Source organism: Bacillota bacterium (assembly GCA_013178305.1).
Taxonomy (GTDB): domain Bacteria; phylum Bacillota; class Sulfobacillia; order JABLXB01; family JABLXB01; genus JABLXB01.
On record JABLXB010000008.1, the window covers coordinates 207,524 to 228,631 of the forward strand.

The window sequence follows — 21,108 nt, forward strand, 5'->3', positions numbered from 1 at the left end:
AGGTGAATTGCCCGGTCATTGTGGCGCTTGACCTGCCCGACAGGGACTCGGCGTTACGGATGGTCGACAGGCTGCGCGATTACGTTGACCTGTACAAGGTGGGCATGGAGCTGTTCTACTCCGAGGGTTCCAGGTTCGTCCGCGAGCTGACGTCGAGGGAGGCCAAGGTGTTCCTGGACCTTAAGTTCCACGATATCCCGAACACGGTGGCCAGCGCCGTGAGGCAGCTCGCGCGCTTGAGGCCCGCGATGATGACTGTGCACGCCCCGGGTGGTTTCGAGATGCTGCGGCAGGCCTCCCGGGCAGTAGGGGAAGCCGGCTCGGTCAACGGGTCGAAACCCATTCTCCTGGCAATAACGCTCCTCACCAGCATCGACGAGAAAACCCTCCGCGAAGACCTGATGGTTGCCGAATCCCCACTGGAGTACGTGGTAAACATGGCACGGGTCTCCCAGGCCTCGGGGATAGACGGGGTGGTCGCCTCGCCGCGGGAAGCGGAGCGCATCAGGGAGGTTTGCGGGCGGGACCTGCTCATAGTCACGCCCGGCATCAGGCCGTCGTGGTTCGGACACGGCGACCAGAAGAGGGTCGCTACGCCATCTCAGGCGATCCGCGCTGGAGCCGACTACATAGTGGTTGGTCGCCCGATCATCGAATCACCCGACCCAGTCGACGCGGCGCGCCGGATAATCGACGAAGCCCGCGAGGGAGCCGTAAGGAGGCCGGCAAGTTGGTAGATGACGAGGTATTGCGGCTGTATGAAGACCTGGGTGTGGTGTTGCACGGGCATTTCCTGCTCACGTCCGGCAAGCACAGCCCGACGTTCTTACAGTGTTCGATGGTGATGCAGCATCCGGTCCACCTGGAGAGGCTGTGCCGCGAACTCGCGGGACGGCTGGGGCGCCCCCGGGTGGAGTGCGTTGCGGGCCCCGCGATGGGGGGAGTGCTGCTCGCGTACGAGATGGCCAGGGCGCTCGGGGCAAGGGCGATATACGCGGAGAAGGGCGAGGGCGGTCTCGAGCTCCGCAGGAACTTCAGGCTGTCGTGCGGCGAGCGCTGCATCGTCGTGGAGGACGCCGTGACTACGGGGGGCTCTACGACGAAGGTGATGGAACTGGTACGGGGCCAGGGCGCCGAGGTGGCTGGCGTCGGGGTGCTGGTCGACAGGTCCGGTGGCAAGGTGGATTTCGGCGTCCCCTTCGCTGCCATGCTGCGGCTCGAGGTACCTGCTTACGAACCGGATTCCTGCCCGCTGTGCGCTGCCGGCGCGCCGCTCACCAGACCCAAGTCAGCGGGGGCCAAGTAAAGGCCAAGGCCGCACACGGATTAGCAGGAGTTCCATGGAACCCAGCGAAATATGGTAGGAAAAGGAAGGCGTTTCGGAGGTGACTCTGTGGGCAAGGACCTCGTGGGGCAGCTTGAGTGGCTCGCGCACGCGGTTCACTCCGGCCAGCTCCGGCTGCCGTACGACGACCGTTCTTACCTCTCCGAAGGAGACCTGTTCGAGTTCGCCAGGGCGAACGGATTAGATACCGCGAGGCTTCACTACATGATCGAGCAGTCCCTTCTCGTCCCCCACAGATCGCGGGGCGACACCGCCCTTTTCAACGCCTGCGCGCTGAGCGATACCATGGGCTTCGTCCAGGAGATGGACAGGCTCGGCATGAGCCTGGAGATGCAGCAGGTCATCGTGCGGGAACTCACGGAATTTGAGGAAGAGGCGTGGAGGCTCGCCGTGGCCGCCTACAGGAAGGAGCACCCGTCGGCCCAGCCGGGAACGCTCGCCGACGCCAGGCTCAGGGTGGCTGCGAGCATCACCGTCGTGAACTCGATGCAGAAAGAGCGGAAGTCGGTGCTATACGGCACCACGGAAGACCCCGGCCGGGAAAAGCAGTTCAAGCGCTACTTCGCCCTGGCGGCGTCCAGGCGCCGCGAGCGGGTGCAGCGGCTCGAGGACATCGAGAACCGGTTCGGCCCGGGGTAACGATATCCGGCGGCCGCATACCCCCCTCCCCCGCGTCGTCGACCTGCGTTTCGACCACTCCCTCAGGACCGGAATCCCTCTGTCCCCAACCTCATAACGTGTAGTTGTGAACGTCCCACCGTGCTGTGAGGGTGGGCGCGCATTTGCACGGGGGTGCGGTTTGCCGTTGAGGACGAATTTCCCACGTCAATTCGCCGCCGCGCTTGTTCCGGCACTGGCGGTACTGCTCGCGGCCGGATTCGCGTGGGGATACCTCGATCCGGCCGCGCCACGCCGCCTCGTGCCGGCCGGCGTGAGTCCCGCGCCGCCAGCGTTCGGGCTATCGGGCAAATTCCCCGACGGCTGCGTCGAGGGAAGGGTGCTCCGCGAATCGAGCCCCCCGATGCGCGGCGATGACGTGAGGGAACTGCAGGAGTACCTACGCAAGCAAGGATTGCTCGCAGGACCCGCCGACGGCGTGTACGGGCGAGCGACTGCGGACGCGGTCAGGCAGCTGCAGAAGAGGCTCGGGATACCGCAGACCGGGGAATACGACGCGAGGACCTGGCTCGAGCTCGAAGGCGGGACACCCGTCGGCAGGGCTAAGGCGCCGCCTCCGTCCGGTCGCGTGGAGATCCTCGTGGACCTCGATGCCTGCCGTTTGACTGTGTACTCCGACGGGGCGGTACACAAGAACTTCACCGTGGCGATCGGGAAACCGCAGACTCCTTCACCGGTGGGGGAATTCAGAGTGGTCTCGAAGGGTGTGATGGAGGGCCCTGCTTTCGGCAGCAGGTGGCTGGGGCTCAACGTCCCGTGGGGTGTATACGGCATTCATGGGACTAATATGCCGTGGCTCATAGGGGCGATGGTGAGCCAGGGCTGCCTCAGGATGCTCAATCGCGACGTCGAGGAACTCTACTCCTGGATAGAGGTAGGCACACCCGTCACTATCGTTGGGGATCTCTCGTACATACAGTGCCGCGAAGTCCTCCGCCGTGGCTACGGCGCGCAGGACGTCGTGATATTCCAGAAGAGGCTGCGCGAAAAGGGGTTTTACGATGGGCGCGCGGACGGCGACTTCGGCCCCGCCACGGAAGGGGCGGTGAAGGCGATGCAGGCGCATTATGGCTTCGAGCAGCACGGGGTGGCCACGCCCGACCTGATGAGGCTACTCGAACTGCTGTGAAAGCCACAGGGTAATCCCGTCTATAAGCGGTTTGCGCTTACGAGCGCATGAACCGTCCTGTAGTTCTCCGCTGCCTGAGTAAACCACGATCGCGCCTCTTCTCGCATCGCCTTATCCCCTGGTGCGGCCGGGACGTCCAAAGTTGCCACGATCGTTCCGGCAAGGCCGCCGGGCATGATACAATACAGCTAACAGAAAAGCGGATCTCCGCTGGGGGCGCTCGAAAGGGCTGAGAGAGGACTGCGAACCACGTCCTGACCCCGCGAACCTGATCTGGATAATGCCAGCGTAGGGAAGCGGACAAGCATGTACGGGCCGGTCCTTCGCGGGCTGGCCCCTGTTGCTTTGCAGGCGAACCACCGTGGCGGGGTCCGGCCCGACTGCCGGCAGGGACTGAAGGGGGTTTTCAAATGAGTTCGATACCCAGGGCGATGACTATCGCCGGTTCGGACAGCGGGGGCGGCGCAGGGATCCAGGCGGACCTCAAGACGTTTACTGTGCTGGGAGTTTACGGGACAAGCGTCATCGTCGCCCTCACCGCGCAGAACACCCTCGGCGTCACGGGGATACACGCGGTGCCGCCCGAGTTCGCCGAGGCGCAGCTTGTTGCGGTGCTCGAGGACATCGGCACGGATGCTCTAAAAACCGGCATGCTGGCCAACGCCGAGATCGTTCGCGTGGTGGCGCGGGTCCTGCGCCGGCACAGGGAGTCTCAGAAGGGCCTGGCTAACCTGGTCGTGGACCCCGTCATGGTGTCGAAGAGCGGCCACGCCCTGCTCGAGCGGGAGGCCTGCACGGCGCTCAGGTCGGACCTGCTGCCGCTGGCGATGGTCGTGACGCCGAACCTGTTCGAGGCGGAGGTGCTGACGGGGGAGAGGGTCGGGGACATGGATGAGATGAGGCGGGCTGCCGCCCTCATTCACGGAATGGGCCCGCGATACGTGGTCGTCAAGGGCGGCCACCTCGGGGGACCCGCGGTCGACCTCATGTTCGATGGCAACGGATTCGTGGAGTTCAGGCACGACAGGATCGAAACCAGGAACACTCACGGCACGGGGTGCACCTACTCTGCCGCGATCGCCGCGTTCCTCGCCCGCGGGCTCGAGCCCGTCGAGGCGGTGAGAGAGGCAAAGGAGTACGTCACGGCCGCCATACGCGGCGCGCTCGACATAGGCGGGGGTCACGGGCCGACGAACCACATGGCGTGGAAGGAATGGGGGAGAGGGCCGTGCCGCTGAATCCCGCCGAGACGTGCGCTAAACTGCTCAATGACGTTCGTAGCGCCAGGCCGCTCGTCCATAACATCACCAACTGGGTCGTGACCAACATCACCGCGAACGTGACCCTTGCGGTGGGGGCGTCACCCGTCATGGCGCATGCCGTGGAAGAAGCAGCCGACATGGTACGCTGTGCGAATGCGCTCGTCCTGAATATCGGCACTCTTACCCCGGACATCGTCCGGGCGATGGTCTCCGCAGGTAAACAGGCCAATTCGCTGGGCATTCCCGTCGTCCTGGACCCCGTGGGGGTGGGCGCCACCCCACTCAGGACGGACAGCGCGAGACGCATCCTTGGGGAGGTAAGGGTGTCCATCCTCAGGGGCAACGCGGCCGAGATAGGGATACTCGGTGGTCTGGGCGGCGAGATAAAAGGGGTGGACTCCTGCGGGGGCACGGCGGACCCCGAGATCCTGGCGTCCACAGTGGCGAAGGCATTCGGGTGCGTGACGGCGGTGACGGGCCCGACCGACTTTGTGAGCGACGGCCGGCGCCTGGCCAGGGTGGACAACGGACACAGCCTTCTGACCTGCGTTACCGGCACCGGTTGCATGGCGACGTCGGTCACCGGTGCATTCGCAGCTGTCACCGGCGATTACCTGTGGGCGGCGACCGCGGCTCTCGCGTGCTACGGCCTGGCGGCGGAAATAGCCGCGTCGGAGTGCGCCGGCCCCGGAAGCTTCCAGGTTGCGCTGATAGACAGCATCTACAACCTCACGCCCGCGCTGGTGTGCCGAAGGGCGCGTGTCACAGTGAGCGATTGAAGGGTGGGTACAGGCATGATGAAATCCGGCGCGGTTCGTGGTAAGAGTGGCGGAGACCGGCTGGAGAGACTGGCGCGTTTTCTTCCGCTTTACGTAATCACCGACAGGGACCTGTCCTGCGGCCGGCCGGAGCAGGACGTGGTGCGCGAGGCCATCGACGGCGGGGCGACGGCAATCCAGCTCAGGGGCAAGAAGATGAGCGGTCTCGAGATGTACAGGATGGCTGTTGCGTTAAGAGACATAACGGCTCGACACGGCGTGCTGTTCATAGTTAACGACAGGCTCGACGTGGCGCTCGCTACAGAGGCGGACGGTGTGCACCTCGGGCAAGAGGACATCCCTGCGCGTTGCGCGCTGGAGGTCATGGACCGTTACGCTCGGGCGGGGCGCCTCGCGCCGGGGGCGTGGCCCGGGCGGATGGTGCTGGGCATATCGGTGGAAAACGTGGCGCAGGCGGTTGCAGCGGAGAACTATGGGGCGGACTACCTCGGGGCGGGCCCCGCGTGGGCCACCACGACCAAGACAGACGCCGTCGCGCCCATAGGCCCTGAGGGGATTAAGACGATATGCTCCAGTGTCCGGATACCGGTCGTGGCGATTGGGGGCATCTCTCACGCCAATGCAGGCCGGCTGGCCACAACGGGGATCGCAGGAGTCGCGGTGGTATCCGCCGTGGTATCTGCAGCCGACGTGCGCGGAGCGGCAAGGTCGCTGTACGAAGTCGTTTCTGCCGCGCCTCCGTGGCGCGCGATCCCCCCGGGGGGTGAAGCGGGTTGAGAGTCGGCGAGATAGGCGAGTTCGGGCTGATCGACAGGTGGATGAGATCGATCCGGCCCGACGGCCGCAACGCGATAGTCGGCATCGGCGACGACGCTGCCGTCCTGGAATTCCCGCCCGGCAGGGTGCTCGTGGCGACCTGCGACATGATGGTCGAAGGTGTCCACTTCATTCTGCCCGTCATTTCGCCGGAACAGCTCGGCATCAAGGCGATGGCCATGAACCTGAGCGACCTCGCGGCCATGAACGCGCGCCCGCTGTACGCGCTCGTCTCGGTGGGGTTGAAGCACGACCTCGAGGTCGAATTCGTGGACAGGCTGTACAAGGGGCTGACGGAGACAGCCCTGCGCCACGGCTGCCAGATCGTCGGTGGGGACACCGTGAACTCCCCCCTTGCTTTCATGGTGGACGTGTTCCTGATGGGCGACGCTGAGCGTGGGAAGACCACGCTCAGGTCCGGCGCACGGCCGGGAGACCTGATCATGGTAACGGGGACCGTAGGCGGGTCGGCCGCAGGCCTGGATCTTCTGCTCGCCGCCAACGCCCGCGGGGCGCAGCCGGCGGGCGAGGTGGGGACTACGAACGCGCTGGCAGGAATCTCACACGGGGCGTACAGTGAAGTCGTCACGGCCCACCTCGAGCCAAGGCCGAGACTCCCGGAGTCGCGGGCGATATCGGCCGCCGGTGGGGCAAGCGCGGCCATCGACATAAGTGACGGCCTGGCGAATGAGGTCAACCACCTGGCGCGGTTGAGCGGCGTGGAAATGGTCGTGGACGCGTCGAGCATCCCCCTGGGCGACGCCACGCGCGAGGTCGCGCGGGCGATGGGGAAAGACCCCCTGGACTACGCGCTCTTCGGTGGCGAGGATTACGAATTGTGCTTCACGGTTCGCCCGGAACTCGTGGAGAAAGTGATGAGGAGCGTGCGCGATGAGACGGGGACGCCTGTCAGCGTGATCGGGCGGGTATTCGAAGGGCGAGGGGCCTGGATAATCAGGAACGGGCGACGCGAAACCCTCGGGGCGCGGGCGTACGACCATTTCAGGAGTACAACCGGCCCTCGCGGGGAAGGATGACTGTCGCCGGAAGAGAATCGCTCAACTCAGGCGGCCGGAGGGGCGTTGGCCACCGGCGCCGCGCGCGGAGCGCGGGGAAGGTCCAGACAAGGGGGGCTTGGCCTTGCAGGTTTCCCGCAGACCCGAGCAAAAGCTGGTTCCCCCCGAGATCGAACACAATAGAAGATGCTCGTGCCCACCGAACCACTTGAGCTGCATCTCGGCCAGGGAATGGATGAAAGCCCAGGTCGGTGTATGGCAGTTTACGTACGAGAGGCGGGACGTCCGCGACAAATCCGTCCATCCCGCAACGTTCCCAATATCGCTTGCGCGACGGTGTATAGACCTGTTCACCCACCGGGGGGAGCTCGTCCTCGACCCGTTCGTCGGCTCCGGCACCACGCTCGTGGCTGCCAGGGACGCGGGGCGCAACGCGGTCGGGATAGACCTGAATCCGGGCTATGTGGATCTGTGCTGCAGGCGCCTCGCGGCTGAGCCCGCGAGCGGTGACTGCCGGCAGGTGGCGGTCTGCGCCGATGCGAGGGACACCGCCCTGTACGTGCGCCCATCTACGGTTGCGCTGCTGCTCACTTCACCCCCGTACGCCAATCTCCTGAACCGGAGGCGGAGGAACAAGAGCCGCCGCGGGGACCTCCGGAAGAACACGCAGTACGGCAGGGTCGAGCAGTACAGCCAGGATCCCAGGGACCTCGGGACCCTGGGAATCGAGGACTACTCCACCGCCATATCGGCTATATTCGGGGCGATGCTTCCCCTGCTGAAGCCCAGGGCGCATTGCGTCGTCAACGTCCCCGACATATGGTGGGAGAACACGCGCGTGACGGTTCACGTCTCGCTGATCAACTGCCTGCGCGACGTGGGTTATGAATTGCGCAACGTAATCATCTGGGACCGGACGAACATCGTCAACAGGATCGGCATTTTCGGCTGGCCAAGCAACTACATCACGATGGGCGTGACGTTCGAATACCTGCTCGACTTCTGGAAGACGGGCTGAGCGCGCTGGCGCCGCCGGTTATTACAGGGTCACCGCCCCCACCTTCACGGTCTTTATGCCCTCGAGCTCCCGCTTGATCTCGGCAATCTCGTTCCTGTGGCACTCCATCACCAGCGTGATTATGCCCTTCTCCCTGTCAGGGCTGGGCGTGCCGGACCTCATCAATATCGACTGGCCGTGCCTGGTGAGCACCTGTTGTACCTGTGGGGCGAACTCGCCGCGCTCATCCACTAGAATCCCGAGTACCGATATGGTCTTGTCCACATACTCTCCTCCTCGCGTTCACGGTCGGTTTAGAGTATGGAGGGTCCGGAGGAAACATGCGGGGTGGAGTTGAAGTCTAGGTGTGGATGTGGAAGGCAAGAGTTCAGGGGTTGCGATGATGAAAGAGCTGTTGTGGCTTGCGGCCGGTGCTACCATCCTGGCCGTGGGAACGAACGGGTTCGTCGTGCCGAACGATCTCGGGCAGGGCGGTATAGCCGGTCTTTGCGTCGTCGCGTATAGGTTCACGGGAATTCCGGTGGCGTTCCTGTACGGCGCGGTGAACATCCCCATTCTCGTTTTCGGATACTACAAGCTCGGCCGCAGGTTTTGCGAGAAGACCCTCATCGGCGCGGGCCTGTTTACGGCGGCCCTGTACCTGACCCAGCAGGTACAGTTCAAGATGGACGACCTGCTCCTGGCCAGCCTGTACGGTGGGGCCATAGGCGGGTTCGGCTCGGGCCTCATGCTGAGGGTAGGCGGCACCTCAGGCGGCATGGACATCCTCGCCTTCTACCTGAAGCGACACCACGGCATATCGCTGACGGCCACGTACACGATCGCGGATGTGGCGATCCTCTCGATCGTCGGGCTCACCATGGGGGCCAATACGGCCCTGTACGCGCTGATAATAACGTTTCTGGGCGGCAAGGTCGCCGAGTACATACAGGAGGGCCTGTCCAGGGCCAAGGCAGCCATTATCATCTCGGATCGGGCGGAGGAGATAGCCGGGGTGATAATGGGTGACCTCTCGCGAGGTGTCACGTACCTCAGCGGGTGGGGGGCCTATACCTCCACGGAGAAGAAGGTCATACTTGCCGCACTCAACATAAGAGAGATCAGCAGGCTCAAGCGAGTCATTCAGCAGGTCGACCCGCGCGCCTTCGTGATCGTCACAGACGTAGCGGAGGTGCTCGGTGAGGGATTCGGAGGGGGTTTGATCTGATGTCCAGCGGTCCAGGAGAAGTGCTGTACCTGTCTTACGCCGACGTGGAGCGGGCCGGGATGACCATGAGAGAGGTAGTCGACGCGGTAGAGGCGGCGTTTATCGAGAAGGGCAGCGGTCGCGCCGAAGTCCCTCCGAAACCGGGTATCCATACGCAGCCGGACTCGTTCATTCACGCCATGCCCGCGTATTTGCCCAACCTCGGGGTCGCTGGGATGAAATGGGTGAGCGGGTACCCCGAGAACTACAAGTTGGACCTCCCCTACATCACGGGCCTGTTGATACTGAACGACATGCGGACGGGCGTGCCGCTCTGCGTGATGGACTGCATGTGGATCACGGCCATGCGTACGGCGGCTGCGAGCGCCGTCGCGGCGAAGTACCTGGCGAACGCCGGTTCCTCGACGCTCGCCATTCTCGGGGCGGGCGTGCAGGGCAGGTCCAATCTCGAGGCCCTGTCCCTGGTCATGGATAGCCTGAAGACGGTGAAGGTCTACGACATACGCAGGGACGTCCTCGACGCGTACGTCAGGGAGTCCCGCGAGAGATACCCGCTCAGTATCGTCCCCGTGAACTCACCGGAGGACGCGGTGAGGGACGCGGATGTAATCATAACGGCCGGGCCAATCCTGAAGCACCCCAACCCCACCATCCCCGCCTCGTGGTTCAAGCGCGGGGCGCTGGGGGTGCCGCTCGACTTCGACTCATACTGGAAAGACGACGCGCTACAGGCTGCAGACCATTTCTTCACCGATGACATCGAGCAGCTCGAGTACTACAGGACCGACGGGTACTTCGGGGGCGCTCCGAAAGCCGAGGGGGACATGGGCGACGTTGTGACAGGGAAGGTAGGGCGGCGCTCGCCGTCCGAGAGGATAATATGCATGAACCTGGGGCTGGCCATCGAGGACATGGCCACGGCCATAGTGATATACAACCGCGCGGTTAAGGCCGGCCTCGGAAGGAATCTGCCTCTTTGAGTATCGAACGGGCCGAACGCCGCGGCGGGTCGAAAGCGCTGGGGGTCTTCCTGGCGATGACCACGGCTGCGGCTTTCGGCAGCCTGCCGGTGCTGTACAAGGTGGCTTACGCCCAGGGCGCGACCACAGCCGGCATGCTGGCCTGGCGGTTCACGCTGGGGGCAGGGTTGCTTGTCTGGTTCTGCAAGGTCAGGGGGATATCCCTGAGGCTCTCGCCGGCCATGGTCGCCCGGCTTGCCTGCATGGGGGCTGGATATGCGGGCTTCTCGTGGTTATACTCCGCTTCCCTGCGATACGTCCCGGCCTGGATCGGGACCATGCTCTTCTATCACTACCCGGTGACGACTATCGTCCTCGCATACTTCATCCTGGGTGAACGCCTGGACCGCGCCACCGTCCCCGCCCTGTTGCTGTCGCTGGCAGGTTGCGCCCTGATCCTCTGGGCGCCTGGCGCCTCAGGAATGGTAGGCTCAGTTCGGCAGGTTCATGTTGCCGGCGCGCTCATGGCCATAGCTTCGGGGGTTTTCAATGCCCTCTACTCGGTCCTCGCCCGCAAAGTCGCCGCCGGCGTGCATCCCGCGGTGAAGTCGGTGTACATAGCGTGTTCCGCTGCATCGTGTTATGTGATCTCGATGCTGCTATCCGGAGAGTGGTGGCTGCCGCGGAGTCCCGGCGCCTGGGCGTCGGTGGCGGCGCTCGCGGGGTGGTGCACCGCCGTGCCGATGATATCGCTCTTGTGGGCACTGGAGATCATCGGCGCCAGCCGCACGGCCATCCTGAGCACGGTCGAGCCGGCCGTGTCCGCGGCCCTGGCGGTCGCAATACTCGGGGAGAGGCTGGCATGGGTTCAGGCCCTGGGCGGCGCGCTGGTAGTGCTGGGCGCGTTGCTGATCAGGCGGCGTACGACGGAGGCTTGACGGCGGGCCCGACCGGACGTACCCCAGGTGCGTGCCCGAGTAGTCCCGAGTGGATCCTGCGCCGGGGGCTGGTCCGGTGGCTCCCCGGGGGCGGGCGGTAGGAATTCCGCGAAATCTGTCGAAGAACAGGAGATACCCGCCACTGGAGGAATTGGAATGCCGTGGGTATCTGAGGACCTGTCCCGGCGGACGAATGACCTCCAACATGAGCTCGAACAGTACAGGACCGAAGAGGAGATCCTGTACCTGACCGCCCAGGCCGTGGGTGAGACCACGGACCCCCAGAAATTGCTTGATTTCCTCGTCGAGCGCCTGGGCAGAAGGCTCGGGGCAACCTACGGGCACATCCTTCTCCTTGATGAGAACAAGGAACGCCTCCACATCAGGGCTACCTGGGGTGTGCCACTTCGCAGCTGCGCCCACATCAAGATAAGTATCGGGGAGGGCATCACCGGGTGGGTGGCTATGACCGGCCAGCCGGCGCTGGTCGCTGACGTGAGCGAGGACCCGCGGTACGTCGAGAGTCAGTCAGACACCGCTTCCGAAGTGGCCGTCCCGCTCCGCGTGCGTGGCGAGATCATCGGCGTCCTGAACCTCGAGAAGAACACGAAGAACGGCTTCTCCGACCACGACTGCCGCATGCTGGCCGTCGCGGCTTCACTGGCGGCATCCGCGATCCAGACGGCGCGTCTCCTCCAGGAAAGGGAGCGGCGGATCCAGACCCTGTCCCTGCTGTACGAGATCTCGTCTGGCGTGGGCGGGGTCAACAACCTGAGAGAAACCGCACTCAAGGTAGTCCACGCGATACGCGGGTCGATGAAGTGGCCTCTCGTGGCGGTATTCGCCCTCGACCCCATCGAGAAGAGGGTACGCTGGCTCGCCGATACGATGGGCGGCGACCCCGCGAGAGACCTGCCTGGCCCGCTCGTGGACTTCGGCCTCGCCGAGTGGTGCGCCGTCCACGGTGTGGCCGACATAGTGGTGGACAGCGCTGTGGACCCGCGAAGCAGGGGCGCGGCGGGCACGAAATCGACCATCGTGGCCCCGCTCCTGGCCGGACGCCAGGTTGTGGGTTGCCTGATGGCCCAGGACTTCAAGCGGGGGCATTTCGGATTCGAGGACCTGGACATGTTGTCGGCCATCGCGCGGGACCTCGGCGTCATCCTGGAGAACGCCCGCCTGAACGAGGAACTCAAGCGGCGCGTCAGGGACCTGTCGGTCCTCTACGAGGTTGCTTCGGCCCTGAGCTCCACCCTGGAGATGGACCGCGTGCTCAACGCCACGTTCGACATGGTGGGAAGCCTGCTCGGTGTGGAGCGGTGCTCTCTCATGCTCGTGGAGGCGTCCACGGGCGAGCTCGTCATGAAGGCCGCGAGGGGGGCCGACCCCTCGATGATCGACCGCGTGAGGTTCCGGCTCGGTGAGGGTCTGGCCGGGTGGGCGGCGAGGGAGGCCCGCGAGGTCATAGTCCCCGACGTCTCCAAAGAGCCGAGGTTCATAGAGAGCGTGTTCGAGGGGCCCAGGATAGTCTCAATGGCGTGCGTGCCACTCATATCCGAAGGCCGGGTGATCGGCGTCCTGACCGTAGCGAGTTCAACCCCCCGTGAGTTCAGCGCGGATGACACGAAGATGCTGTACATAATCGGCTCGAGGGCTGCGGTAGCGATCGAGAACGCCAGGCTTCACGAGGCCACGAGACAGCTCGCGACGACCGACTGCGTCACATCGTGTTACAACCACAGGCACCTGCAGGAGCTCTTGTCGGTTGAGGTCCAGCGCTCGCTGCAACTGGGGGGCGAGGTCAGCCTGATAATGATAGACCTCGACCGGTTTAAGGACTTCAACGACGCGTTCGGGCACCCCGCCGGTGACGAGCTCCTCAAGATGGTGGCGCAGGTGACATCATCGTGCCTCGGGCCCGGCGACATCGTGGCGAGGTACGGTGGGGACGAGTTCGCTATAATCGTCCCGGGCGCGGGCATTGGCAAGTCCCTCGGTACGGCCGAGTCCATCCGGGAGGCGATCGAGGGCGAGGCGTTCCCCGCCGGGGACGGCCGGCCAGCGGCGAAGATAACGGCGAGTCTCGGTTTGGCTTCCTGCCCGTTCAACGCAACGACACGCGCCGGACTGGTGGAAGCCGCCGACGCGGCGCTTTACGCAGCCAAGCGCCGTGGCGGCAACTCCATCGTAGTCTCCCAGGCGAGGCCGTACGTCAGGTTTGAGGAGGGGACCCAGTAGACAGGAGGTCCCTCGTGATCCAGCGGCCCGCCCTGAACGCACGTGTAGCGAGGAAGGCCCTCGCGGTCCATTCCAGCCCGTTCACGACCCACACCGCTGCCAGGGGCATGTGCAATGCCCTGACGACCAGGCAGGTGAGCGGGATTCGCAGCCCCCACGTCCCGAAGGCGGTAATCCTCATCGCTGTCTTCGTGTCGCCCGCTCCACGCAGTGCCCCGAGCAACACGTCGGTAGTAGCCAGCATGGGTTGGAACAACCCGGCGAGCCGTAGTACCGTGACAGCCGAATGTGCGACGGTCTCCTGCCGAGTGAATAGACCCACGAGTGAGCCCGGTATCGTGAGGAACAGGAGCCCCATGGCGCCCATGATGGCGATGCTCAAGATAAGGCACTGCCTTACGCCCTGGCGCGCCCTCACGGGGTTGCGGGCCCCGAGCGACTGGCCGACCATTATGCTGGAGGCTATGGCGAGGCCGTAGCCCGGCATGAACGAGAGGGACTCGCAGACCACGGCTACCTGATTTGCGGCGAACTGCACGTCGCCCAGCGCGGTCATGATGAACATCTGCGTTGACCGTGCCCCGTCCATCAGTATCGCTTCCGCCGAGGCGGGGACACTCAGCCTGATCAGGCCGAGCACGGTGTCCCGCCTCCAGCCCAGGGCGTACCGTGGGACGAGTCTTACACCGTTCTTTCCACTGGCGAGCGCGATCAGGACCAGGATGCATCCCAGCGCGGCTGAGGCCACGCTGGCTACGGCGGCGCCCCTCACCCCGAGCGCCGGGAGCCCCAGGTTCCCGAAAATGAGCGCCCAGTCGCCAACGATGTTGAGGCCGTTAGCTATCCCGGACACGATGAGCGGGGTCCTCGTGTCCCCCGTTGAGCGGATGCACGCGCTGCCGACCATCTGCACGAGCACCGGTAGCGCCCCATACGACATCACGACCAGGTACTCCCGCATTAACGCCTGCACGTCTTCACCCATCGATATCAGGTGCGACGCCGGACCCGCTACCAGCCGGACTATCCCGAACAGGATCAGGGCGAGCGCAGTAGCCACCGAGATGCTCTCGGTTACGCGGCGGGACGTTTCTACGGCGTCCCCCGCGCCATACGAGCGCGCCGTGATCGCGACCGTGCCGGCGCCCAGGCCTGCGAACGCCCAGACGATCGTCCAGTACACCTGCCCCGCCATGCCGACAGCGCTCAGGGCATGCGAGCCCAGGCGCCCCACCATGGCCGTATCCACCATCCATATGGACATGTAGGCTATCATTTCGAGGCTTGCCGGCCAGGCGAGGCCGAGGACCTCCCGCCTCAACGCCCGCGCGTCGACCGCCGGGCGCTCCTGGTCTTCCATCCTGGGTGTCTGCGTGGCCATTCGTTACCCCTTCCTGTGAACCGGAATTAGATTCTACCAGAACCTCACGCGATGTTCAAACAGGCTGTGCTATAATGGCACTGCCCGGAGAGCCCCGCCAGGCGGGCCGCGGGTTGTACGGAAGGAGTGCCGGATGGGCGGCGCGGTGGTCCGCGAAATAGAGTGCAAGTCTGCGCTGGTGAAGTCGGGTATAGAAGGCGTCGACTTCGTCCTGAACCCGTACACCGGCTGCGCGCATTCGTGTGTATACTGCTACGCGCAGTTCATGACCCGTTTCAGGCCCCACCCCGAACCGTGGGGTCGCTTCGTGGACGTGAAGGTCAACTTCGCTCGAACCCTCGACCGTGAGAGCCGCCGGCTTTTCGGTCGGTCTCTCTGCCCCCCCGGCGACGAACCCGTCGAGGTGATGCTGTCGAGCGTCACCGATCCATACCAGCCGGTAGAGCGGGAATACGGAATCACCCGAGCTTGCCTCAAAGTGCTCTCCACGCATTCGAACACCAGCGCCGAGCCGCCGGTAGTCTCGGTTCTCACCAAGTCCGACCTCGTCGTGAGGGACCTGGACGTGCTCGCGACGTTGCCGAGCGTGGACGTCGGGTTTACGGTCACAACCCCCGACGACAGGGTTTCCGCGACGCTGGAGCCAGGGGCGCCCGTGTCATCCCGGCGGCTGTCGGCCATGGAGGCGCTGTCGGGGAAAGGCATCCCGACGTGGGCGTTCTTCGGCCCTGTGATCCCTCACTACTCCGACAGGCCGGAGGTCATCCTCCGCCTTTTCAAGATGTTTGCGAGCGCGGGCGCGAGAAGAGTACTCGTGGACCGTGTGAACCTTTATCCCAGCTGCCTGGGCGGACTCCAGCGAGCCTTCAGGAACAACGCCGCGGCCGCTTCGAGACTCGGATTCGCGCGGTCGCGCCCCGATGAGTACGAGGCTGAACTCAGGGCCTTGGCGCTCGAGGCGGGGAAAGAGGTCTCCTTGGAGGTCGAGGTCGTATTCTGAGCAAAATGGGAGGGTATGAAACCGATGCAGTCACCGGATAATTCCCAAAGAATGCGGCCCGTGGCCGACCTTCACACGCACACCCTGGCCAGCAGCCACGCATACAGCACCATACAGGAGAACGCCCGCGCCGCGAGGGAGAAGGGGTTGCTTGCGCTGGCCACCACCGACCACGGCCCACGAATGCCCCACGCCCCTGAAGCGTTCTACTTCGGCAACCTGATCGTGCTTCCCGAGACTATCGAGGGGATCAGGGTGATAAAAGGCGTGGAGGCGAACATCATCGACCACGACGGGTCGCTGGACCTTCCGGAGAGGTACCTGAAACGCCTCGAACTCGTGCTGGTGGGCCTGCACACTGAATGCCTGGTCCCGTCCACCGTCGAGGAGAACACCACGGCGGTCGTGCGCGCGCTACAGAACCCGCTCGTACACATACTTGTGCACTCGGGTAACCCGCAATTCCCCCTCGACTACGATCGCGTGGTGATGGCGGCGGCCGAGTGCAACAAGGTCATCGAGATCAACAACTCGTCGTTCGTGCGGTCGCGTCTGGGTAGCAAAGACAACTGCGCCAGGATCGCGCGACTGTGCAAGAAGCACGGCGTGACGGTATGCGCCGACAGCGACGCGCACTTCTCGGCGCACGTGGGCGACCTGGACGAGGCTCTGCGGATCATCGAGGATGCGGGGGTCGAGCCCGGCAAGGTGCTCAACCTGTCGATCGAGAGGGTACTCGGCACCCTCCGCGTCCCGACGCTCTAGGCGCCCTCCGCGGTCTTGATGCCGAGATAGGCGGCCTGGACCACCGGGTTTTCCAGCAGCGCGGCGCCGGTGCCGGTCAGGGTTACCCTGCCGGTCTCCAGGACATATGCCCTGTCAGCCATCTCGAGTGCCTTGAACGCGTTCTGTTCGGCCAGTATCACCGTGGTCCCGCGCTGGCGAATCTCGAGGATCGAGCGAAATACCTCTTCGGTGAGTGCCGGCGCCAGTCCGAGCGATGGCTCGTCGAACAACAGTAGCTTCGGCCGCGCCATCAGCGCGCGGCTTATCGCCAGCATCTGCTGTTCCCCGCCGCTGAGTGTTCCCGCGTACTGGTTGATTCGCTGCTTCAGCACGGGGAACATGGTGAACGCCCTTTCGAGGTCCTCCTTCATGCCTTCGTCGCGCCGCCTCAGGTACGCGCCCATCAGGAGGTTCTCCTTGACTGTCAGGTTGGCGAACAGGCGCCTCCGCTCGGGGACCAGCGCTATGCCCTTCGATGCCACCTCGTCGGGTATGGGGCGGAGTGGCCGGCCCTCAAAGCTGATGCCGCCCTTCCTCGGCCTGTTTACACCCATTATCGTCCAGAGGAGCGTGGATTTGCCCGCGCCGTTCGCCCCCACGATGGAGACTATCTCGCCCTGGTTCACCGCCAGCGAGACGTCGTGTAATGCCTGTATTCTCCCGTAGAAAACGCACAGGTCATTTATGGCGAGCACGAGCGAATTCCTCCCCCAGGTATGCCTTGATGACCTCCGGGTCCGACTGGACCTCGGCGGGCGTCCCCTCCATGAGCTTCTGGCCGAAGTTGAGCACGACGATCCTCTTGCACAGGTTCATGATCACGTCCATGTGGTGCTCGATCAGGATCACGGTGAGGTCGTACTTGCCCTTCAGTGCCGATACCAGTCTCACGAGGCCCAGCGATTCCTCGGGGTTCATGCCTGCGGCCGGCTCGTCCAGCAGGAGAAGCCGCGGTTCGAGCGCCAGCGCCCTGGCTATCTCGAGTTTCCGTTGCAGGCCGTACGGCAGGCTCGACGCCCGCGCGTCCGCCCTGCCGGCAAGTCCAACCTCATCGAGGTACTTGAGCGCCAGTTCCCTGATCCCGTCTTCGGTTCGCGCGACCCTGCGGGTCCTGAGCAGCGCCGGGCCCAGGCCGTAATCCGCGTGCCTGTATAGCGCCGTCCTCACGTTATCCAGCGCGCTGAGGTTCCCGAACAGGCGGATGTTCTGGAAGGTGCGGGCGATGCCCATACCCACGATGTCGGGCGGTGTGAGCGTGGATATCGTCCGGTCCTTGAACTTGATGACGCCGGCGCCGGGCCTGTAGAAGCCGGTTATCAGGTTGAACACGGTCGTCTTTCCCGCGCCGTTGGGTCCAATCAGGCCCAGCACCTCGCCTTCTTCGACGTGGAAGGTGAGGTCTTTTACCGCGACAACGCCGCCGAAGGACCTGGTTATGCTGCGGCACTCAGCGAATGCCATGCGCCGCGCCCCCCTTCCCCCGGCCCGCTGCGGGCAGGAACGTCGAGAATGTGATGTCGCGGAACCCCATCAACCCCTGGGGCCTGAACACCATTATCAGGACGAGCAGGAGCCCGTAGAGCACGAGCCTCCACATCTGCGCCGCCCGCAGCAGCTCCGGTAGCACGACGAACAGGAAGGCCGCCAGCGCGGGACCGGTGAGGCTGCCCGTCCCGCCGCACACGACGGCGGCGGTGAGCTGGGTGGACTGCACCATCGTGAACATCACGGGCTGGATGAACGACAGGTAGTGCGCGTAAAGCCCTCCCGCGAGGCCGGCGCAGCACCCCGAGAAGATGAGGGAGATCATCTTGGTCCTGAGCAGCCGGACGCCTATCATCTCGGCCGCCACGGGGTCCTCGCGCACGGCTACCGCGTTCCGCCCGTACACCGAGACGACGAAGTTCCTCGCCACAAACAGCACGACCACCGTGAGCGCCGCGGCAACCGGCAAGGTCGTGTACTGGGTTATTCCCGGGAGACCCCTGGCGCCCTGGGTTATCTTCAGGTTCTCGAGGATCACCCTGATGGCCTCACCGAGTCCGACCGTCGCTATTGCGAAGTAGTCGCCCCTCAGCTTCGTCCTGAGCGTGGGGTAACCGACCACCGCGGCGGCGGCGCCGGACGCCGCCGTACCCGCGGCCAGCGCTACGTAGTAGGGAACCTTGTAGAAGTAGGTCAGGATTGCGGCCGTGTACGCGCCGATGGCCATGAAAGCCGCGTGCCCCAGAGAGAACAGCCCCGTAAATCCGGTGAACACCGACAGGCCGGTTGCGGCTATGATGTTTATGAGCGCCACGGTCAGGATTCCTCTGATGTACATGCGAGTTCCCCCGTCTACCCGTCTAGATCTTCTCTTCGACGTTCCTGCCGAGGAGCCCGGTGGGCAGCACCAGCAGGAATATCACCAGCATGGAGAAGCTGAATACGTCCCTGATCGTCGACGAGATGTAAGTTGACACAAACGTCTCCAGCAGGCCGAGCAGCACGCCGCCGATGACCGCGCCCGGGAGGCTCCCGAGGCCGCCGATGACCGCGGCCACGTATGCCTTGTTGGTGATCCAGCCCATCGTCGGGTAGACCATGTACTTCATCCCGAGGAACACGCCGGAAAGCGCTGCGAGGCCGCCGGCGAGCAGGAACACGAGCCCGATCACCCTGTCAAGTTTCGCACCGAATATCGAGGCGACGGTCATGTCGTACGAGCAGGCGCGTATCGCGATTCCGCTCCTTGTGTGCTGGAGGAACAGGTGCAGCGCAAGAATTGCCACAGTCGAGAACACCAGGGCGAACAGGTCCAGGATCCCGATCGATGCTTCACCTATGACCACGTTCTCCATCTCGAACACGTGGGGATACGAGTAAAAGTGCGCGCCTATCGTCGCGTACACCAGGTTCTCCAGCAGGATCGACACGCCCATGGCGCTGATCATGAAGTAGAGCGGCTTGGCGTTGCGGATACGCAGCGGCCGGTACGCGAGGCCCTCGTTGGCCACCGCTATCACGGCGCCCGATATGATCGACCCCACTATGGCCACGGGGAACGGCGCCTTGGCCAGGGTCAGGACGAAGTAGCCCGCGTATGCCCCCAGCATGATCACGGTGCCGTGGGCGAAGTTCGAGAAGTTCAGGATCGAGAACACCAGCGAATACCCGACCGCCATCAGGGCGTATATGCCGCCGATGGCGAGCCCCGTGACTACAGTCTGAAGCATAGGGATTCCCCTTTTCGAGGCGTAGCGGCCTTGGCGGGCCGCCCCCGGCGGCGGGCGGGCAAGGGTCCACCCGCCGCACCACCGGGGGTTCAGGCCACGCCGTTGCGATTCGTTACTTGGTCACGTACTTCTCCGCAAACACGAACTTGCCATCCTTGATCTGCTGGATGATGGCGGGTTTGTTGAGCGGGTTGTGGGTCTTCGGGTCGATCGTGAGCTTGCCGGTCAGGACCTGGAGGTCCGCCGTGCCCTCGAGCGCCTTCGCTATCGCGGGCCCTTCAGTGCCGGCTTTCTTGATGGCCTCAACCAGAGCGATCAGGCAGTCGACCGCCATGACCGGGTTGGGGAGGACGGGTTCGGCGTTGTATTTCTCCTTGTACTCCTTGATGAACCCCTGGATGTCCGGGTCGTCCATGGAGGCAAGGTTCACGAAGTACTGTCCTTCCACGGCCTTTCCGCCGAGCGTGACGATGTCGGGGCTACCCCAGTTGTCGCCGCCCAGGAACGTTCCCTTGAACCCGAGGTCGCGGGCCTGTTTCATGGCGAGCGCCGCTTCCTTCTGGGCGGTCGGTATGAATATGACGTCGGGGTTCTCCTTCTTGATCTTTCCGAGCATGGCACGGTAATCGAGCTCGCCTGAACGGAACGCTTCCTTCGCGACTACCTTGCCGCCCATCTTCTCGAACGCCTCGGTGAAGTACTGGCCGAGCCACGACGAGTAGTCGGACCCCACGTCGTACAGGATGGCGGCTTTCTTGGCGTTGAGCTTCGTGGATGCGAACTGCGCGGCCACCGTGCCCTGGAACGGGTCGATGAAGCAAACCCTGAAGGTGAACGGCTTGAGCTGCCCGTCCTTCACGGTCACGGCGGGATTCGTCGCGGTGGTCGCGATCACGGGCACCTTCGCCGGTTCGGTGACGGATGTCATGGCGATGGTCACACCACTCTGCGCGGCGCCGATTATCGCGACGACCTTGTCCTGCTCGATCATCCTCTTGACGACGTTGACGGCCTCGACGGAATCCGCCCTCGTGTCGTATGCTACGAGCTGGATCTGCTTTCCGTTTACGCCGCCCTGCTTGTTGATTTTCTCAACCCACATCTTGAGCGCGTTGCTCTCGGACTGACCCCAGATCGAGGCGTCTCCGGTGAGCGCCACCGCGTGCCCGATCTTGATTACCTCGGGTTTCGGAGCCTCTTTGGGGGCTTCCTTTGGAGCCTCCTTGGGAGGCTGCGCCTGCTGGCCGCAGCCCGACAGCGCGCCCGCGAGCATGACGGCCACGATCATGAAAGCGAACAGTCTCTTCACGAAACACCCCTCCTCATTCTATCTATCCGCGG

General features: G+C 64.2%; 22 protein-coding genes and 1 riboswitch. Of the genes, 15 read left to right on the forward strand and 7 right to left on the reverse strand.

The features are described from left to right. The first annotated feature begins 2 nt into the window (after positions 1-2). The 9 genes from pyrF (at position 3) to HPY55_15210 (ending at position 8,043) form a co-directional block, all read left to right on the forward strand. Positions 3-737 carry an orotidine-5'-phosphate decarboxylase gene (gene pyrF / locus HPY55_15170; protein ID NPV71945.1) on the forward strand — a complete coding sequence of 245 codons (735 nt, stop codon included), beginning with the start codon at positions 3-5 and terminating at the stop codon, positions 735-737. After that, positions 731-1,306: an orotate phosphoribosyltransferase gene (locus tag HPY55_15175; GenBank protein NPV71946.1), complete on the forward strand. Its 576-nt coding sequence runs from the start codon at positions 731-733 to the stop codon at positions 1,304-1,306. The genes pyrF and HPY55_15175 overlap by 7 nt, the downstream gene beginning before the upstream one ends. 87 nt (positions 1,307-1,393) lie before the next feature. Beyond that, complete coding sequence (locus HPY55_15180) at positions 1,394-1,984, forward strand: hypothetical protein (GenBank protein NPV71947.1); 591 nt, start codon at positions 1,394-1,396, stop codon at positions 1,982-1,984. 166 nt (positions 1,985-2,150) lie between these two features. Beyond that, on the forward strand, positions 2,151-3,152 hold the full coding sequence (locus HPY55_15185; GenBank protein NPV71948.1) for a L,D-transpeptidase family protein: 1,002 nt from the start codon (positions 2,151-2,153) through the stop codon (positions 3,150-3,152). A 202-nt stretch (positions 3,153-3,354) separates the two neighbouring features. After that, positions 3,355-3,464, forward strand: a riboswitch (TPP riboswitch). 98 nt (positions 3,465-3,562) lie between these two features. Further along, positions 3,563-4,390: a bifunctional hydroxymethylpyrimidine kinase/phosphomethylpyrimidine kinase gene (thiD, locus tag HPY55_15190; protein ID NPV71949.1), complete on the forward strand. Its 828-nt coding sequence runs from the start codon at positions 3,563-3,565 to the stop codon at positions 4,388-4,390. After that, entirely contained in the window at positions 4,366-5,193 is an 828-nt protein-coding gene (thiM, locus tag HPY55_15195; GenBank protein ID NPV71950.1) for a hydroxyethylthiazole kinase, read from the forward strand. The genes thiD and thiM overlap by 25 nt, the downstream gene beginning before the upstream one ends. 18 nt (positions 5,194-5,211) lie before the next feature. Continuing rightward, the gene (thiE, locus tag HPY55_15200) at positions 5,212-5,970 is read left to right on the forward strand and encodes a thiamine phosphate synthase (protein ID NPV71951.1); all 759 of its coding nucleotides are present in this window, start codon (positions 5,212-5,214) and stop codon (positions 5,968-5,970) included. Beyond that, complete coding sequence (gene thiL / locus HPY55_15205) at positions 5,967-7,046, forward strand: thiamine-phosphate kinase (protein NPV71952.1); 1,080 nt, start codon at positions 5,967-5,969, stop codon at positions 7,044-7,046. The genes thiE and thiL overlap by 4 nt, the downstream gene beginning before the upstream one ends. A gap of 214 nt (positions 7,047-7,260) precedes the next feature. Continuing rightward, entirely contained in the window at positions 7,261-8,043 is a 783-nt protein-coding gene (locus HPY55_15210; protein ID NPV71953.1) for a site-specific DNA-methyltransferase, read from the forward strand. A 21-nt stretch (positions 8,044-8,064) separates the two neighbouring features. Here HPY55_15210 and HPY55_15215 read toward each other — a convergent pair whose 3' ends face one another. Further along, entirely contained in the window at positions 8,065-8,307 is a 243-nt protein-coding gene (locus HPY55_15215; GenBank protein ID NPV71954.1) for a hypothetical protein, read from the reverse strand. Positions 8,308-8,425: 118 nt separating this feature from the next. Between HPY55_15215 and HPY55_15220 the strand changes: the two genes are divergently transcribed. The 4 genes from HPY55_15220 (at position 8,426) to HPY55_15235 (ending at position 13,385) form a co-directional block, all read left to right on the forward strand. Next, positions 8,426-9,250, forward strand: a complete 825-nt coding sequence (locus HPY55_15220; protein NPV71955.1) for a YitT family protein — start codon at positions 8,426-8,428, stop codon at positions 9,248-9,250. Beyond that, positions 9,250-10,230 (forward strand): ornithine cyclodeaminase family protein, encoded by a 981-nt coding sequence (locus HPY55_15225; protein NPV71956.1) that lies wholly within the window; start codon positions 9,250-9,252, stop codon positions 10,228-10,230. Before HPY55_15220 ends, HPY55_15225 begins: the two co-directional genes overlap by 1 nt. After that, positions 10,227-11,147, forward strand: coding sequence for a DMT family transporter (locus HPY55_15230; GenBank protein ID NPV71957.1), 921 nt, complete (start codon positions 10,227-10,229; stop codon positions 11,145-11,147). The genes HPY55_15225 and HPY55_15230 overlap by 4 nt, the downstream gene beginning before the upstream one ends. A 156-nt stretch (positions 11,148-11,303) precedes the next feature. Further along, a complete protein-coding gene (locus HPY55_15235; GenBank protein ID NPV71958.1) occupies positions 11,304-13,385 on the forward strand; it encodes a GAF domain-containing protein in 2,082 nt (693 codons plus the stop codon). On the opposite strand, the gene HPY55_15240 is transcribed toward HPY55_15235, so the two are convergent. Further along, entirely contained in the window at positions 13,360-14,766 is a 1,407-nt protein-coding gene (locus HPY55_15240; protein ID NPV71959.1) for an MATE family efflux transporter, read from the reverse strand. The genes HPY55_15235 and HPY55_15240 overlap by 26 nt on opposite strands. Positions 14,767-14,899: 133 nt before the next feature. Between HPY55_15240 and HPY55_15245 the strand changes: the two genes are divergently transcribed. Together HPY55_15245 and HPY55_15250 are read left to right on the forward strand one after the other, a co-directional pair. Beyond that, positions 14,900-15,766, forward strand: coding sequence for a radical SAM protein (locus HPY55_15245; protein ID NPV71960.1), 867 nt, complete (start codon positions 14,900-14,902; stop codon positions 15,764-15,766). 51 nt (positions 15,767-15,817) lie between these two features. Continuing rightward, a complete protein-coding gene (locus tag HPY55_15250; protein NPV71961.1) occupies positions 15,818-16,531 on the forward strand; it encodes a phosphatase in 714 nt (237 codons plus the stop codon). Here the strand turns inward: HPY55_15250 and HPY55_15255 are convergent. The 5 genes from HPY55_15255 to HPY55_15275 all read right to left on the reverse strand — a co-directional run bounded on the left by HPY55_15255 (position 16,528) and on the right by HPY55_15275 (position 21,040). Then, positions 16,528-17,247, reverse strand: coding sequence for an ABC transporter ATP-binding protein (locus HPY55_15255; protein NPV71962.1), 720 nt, complete (start codon positions 17,245-17,247; stop codon positions 16,528-16,530). The genes HPY55_15250 and HPY55_15255 overlap by 4 nt on opposite strands. After that, on the reverse strand, positions 17,231-18,013 hold the full coding sequence (locus HPY55_15260; protein ID NPV71963.1) for an ABC transporter ATP-binding protein: 783 nt from the start codon (positions 18,011-18,013) through the stop codon (positions 17,231-17,233). The genes HPY55_15255 and HPY55_15260 overlap by 17 nt, the downstream gene beginning before the upstream one ends. Further along, positions 18,000-18,875 (reverse strand): branched-chain amino acid ABC transporter permease, encoded by an 876-nt coding sequence (locus tag HPY55_15265; GenBank protein NPV71964.1) that lies wholly within the window; start codon positions 18,873-18,875, stop codon positions 18,000-18,002. The genes HPY55_15260 and HPY55_15265 overlap by 14 nt, the downstream gene beginning before the upstream one ends. 22 nt (positions 18,876-18,897) lie before the next feature. After that, positions 18,898-19,767 carry a branched-chain amino acid ABC transporter permease gene (locus HPY55_15270; protein ID NPV71965.1) on the reverse strand — a complete coding sequence of 290 codons (870 nt, stop codon included), beginning with the start codon at positions 19,765-19,767 and terminating at the stop codon, positions 18,898-18,900. A 112-nt stretch (positions 19,768-19,879) separates the two neighbouring features. Then, the gene (locus HPY55_15275) at positions 19,880-21,040 is read right to left on the reverse strand and encodes an ABC transporter substrate-binding protein (GenBank protein ID NPV71966.1); all 1,161 of its coding nucleotides are present in this window, start codon (positions 21,038-21,040) and stop codon (positions 19,880-19,882) included. Positions 21,041-21,108 lie beyond the last annotated feature (68 nt).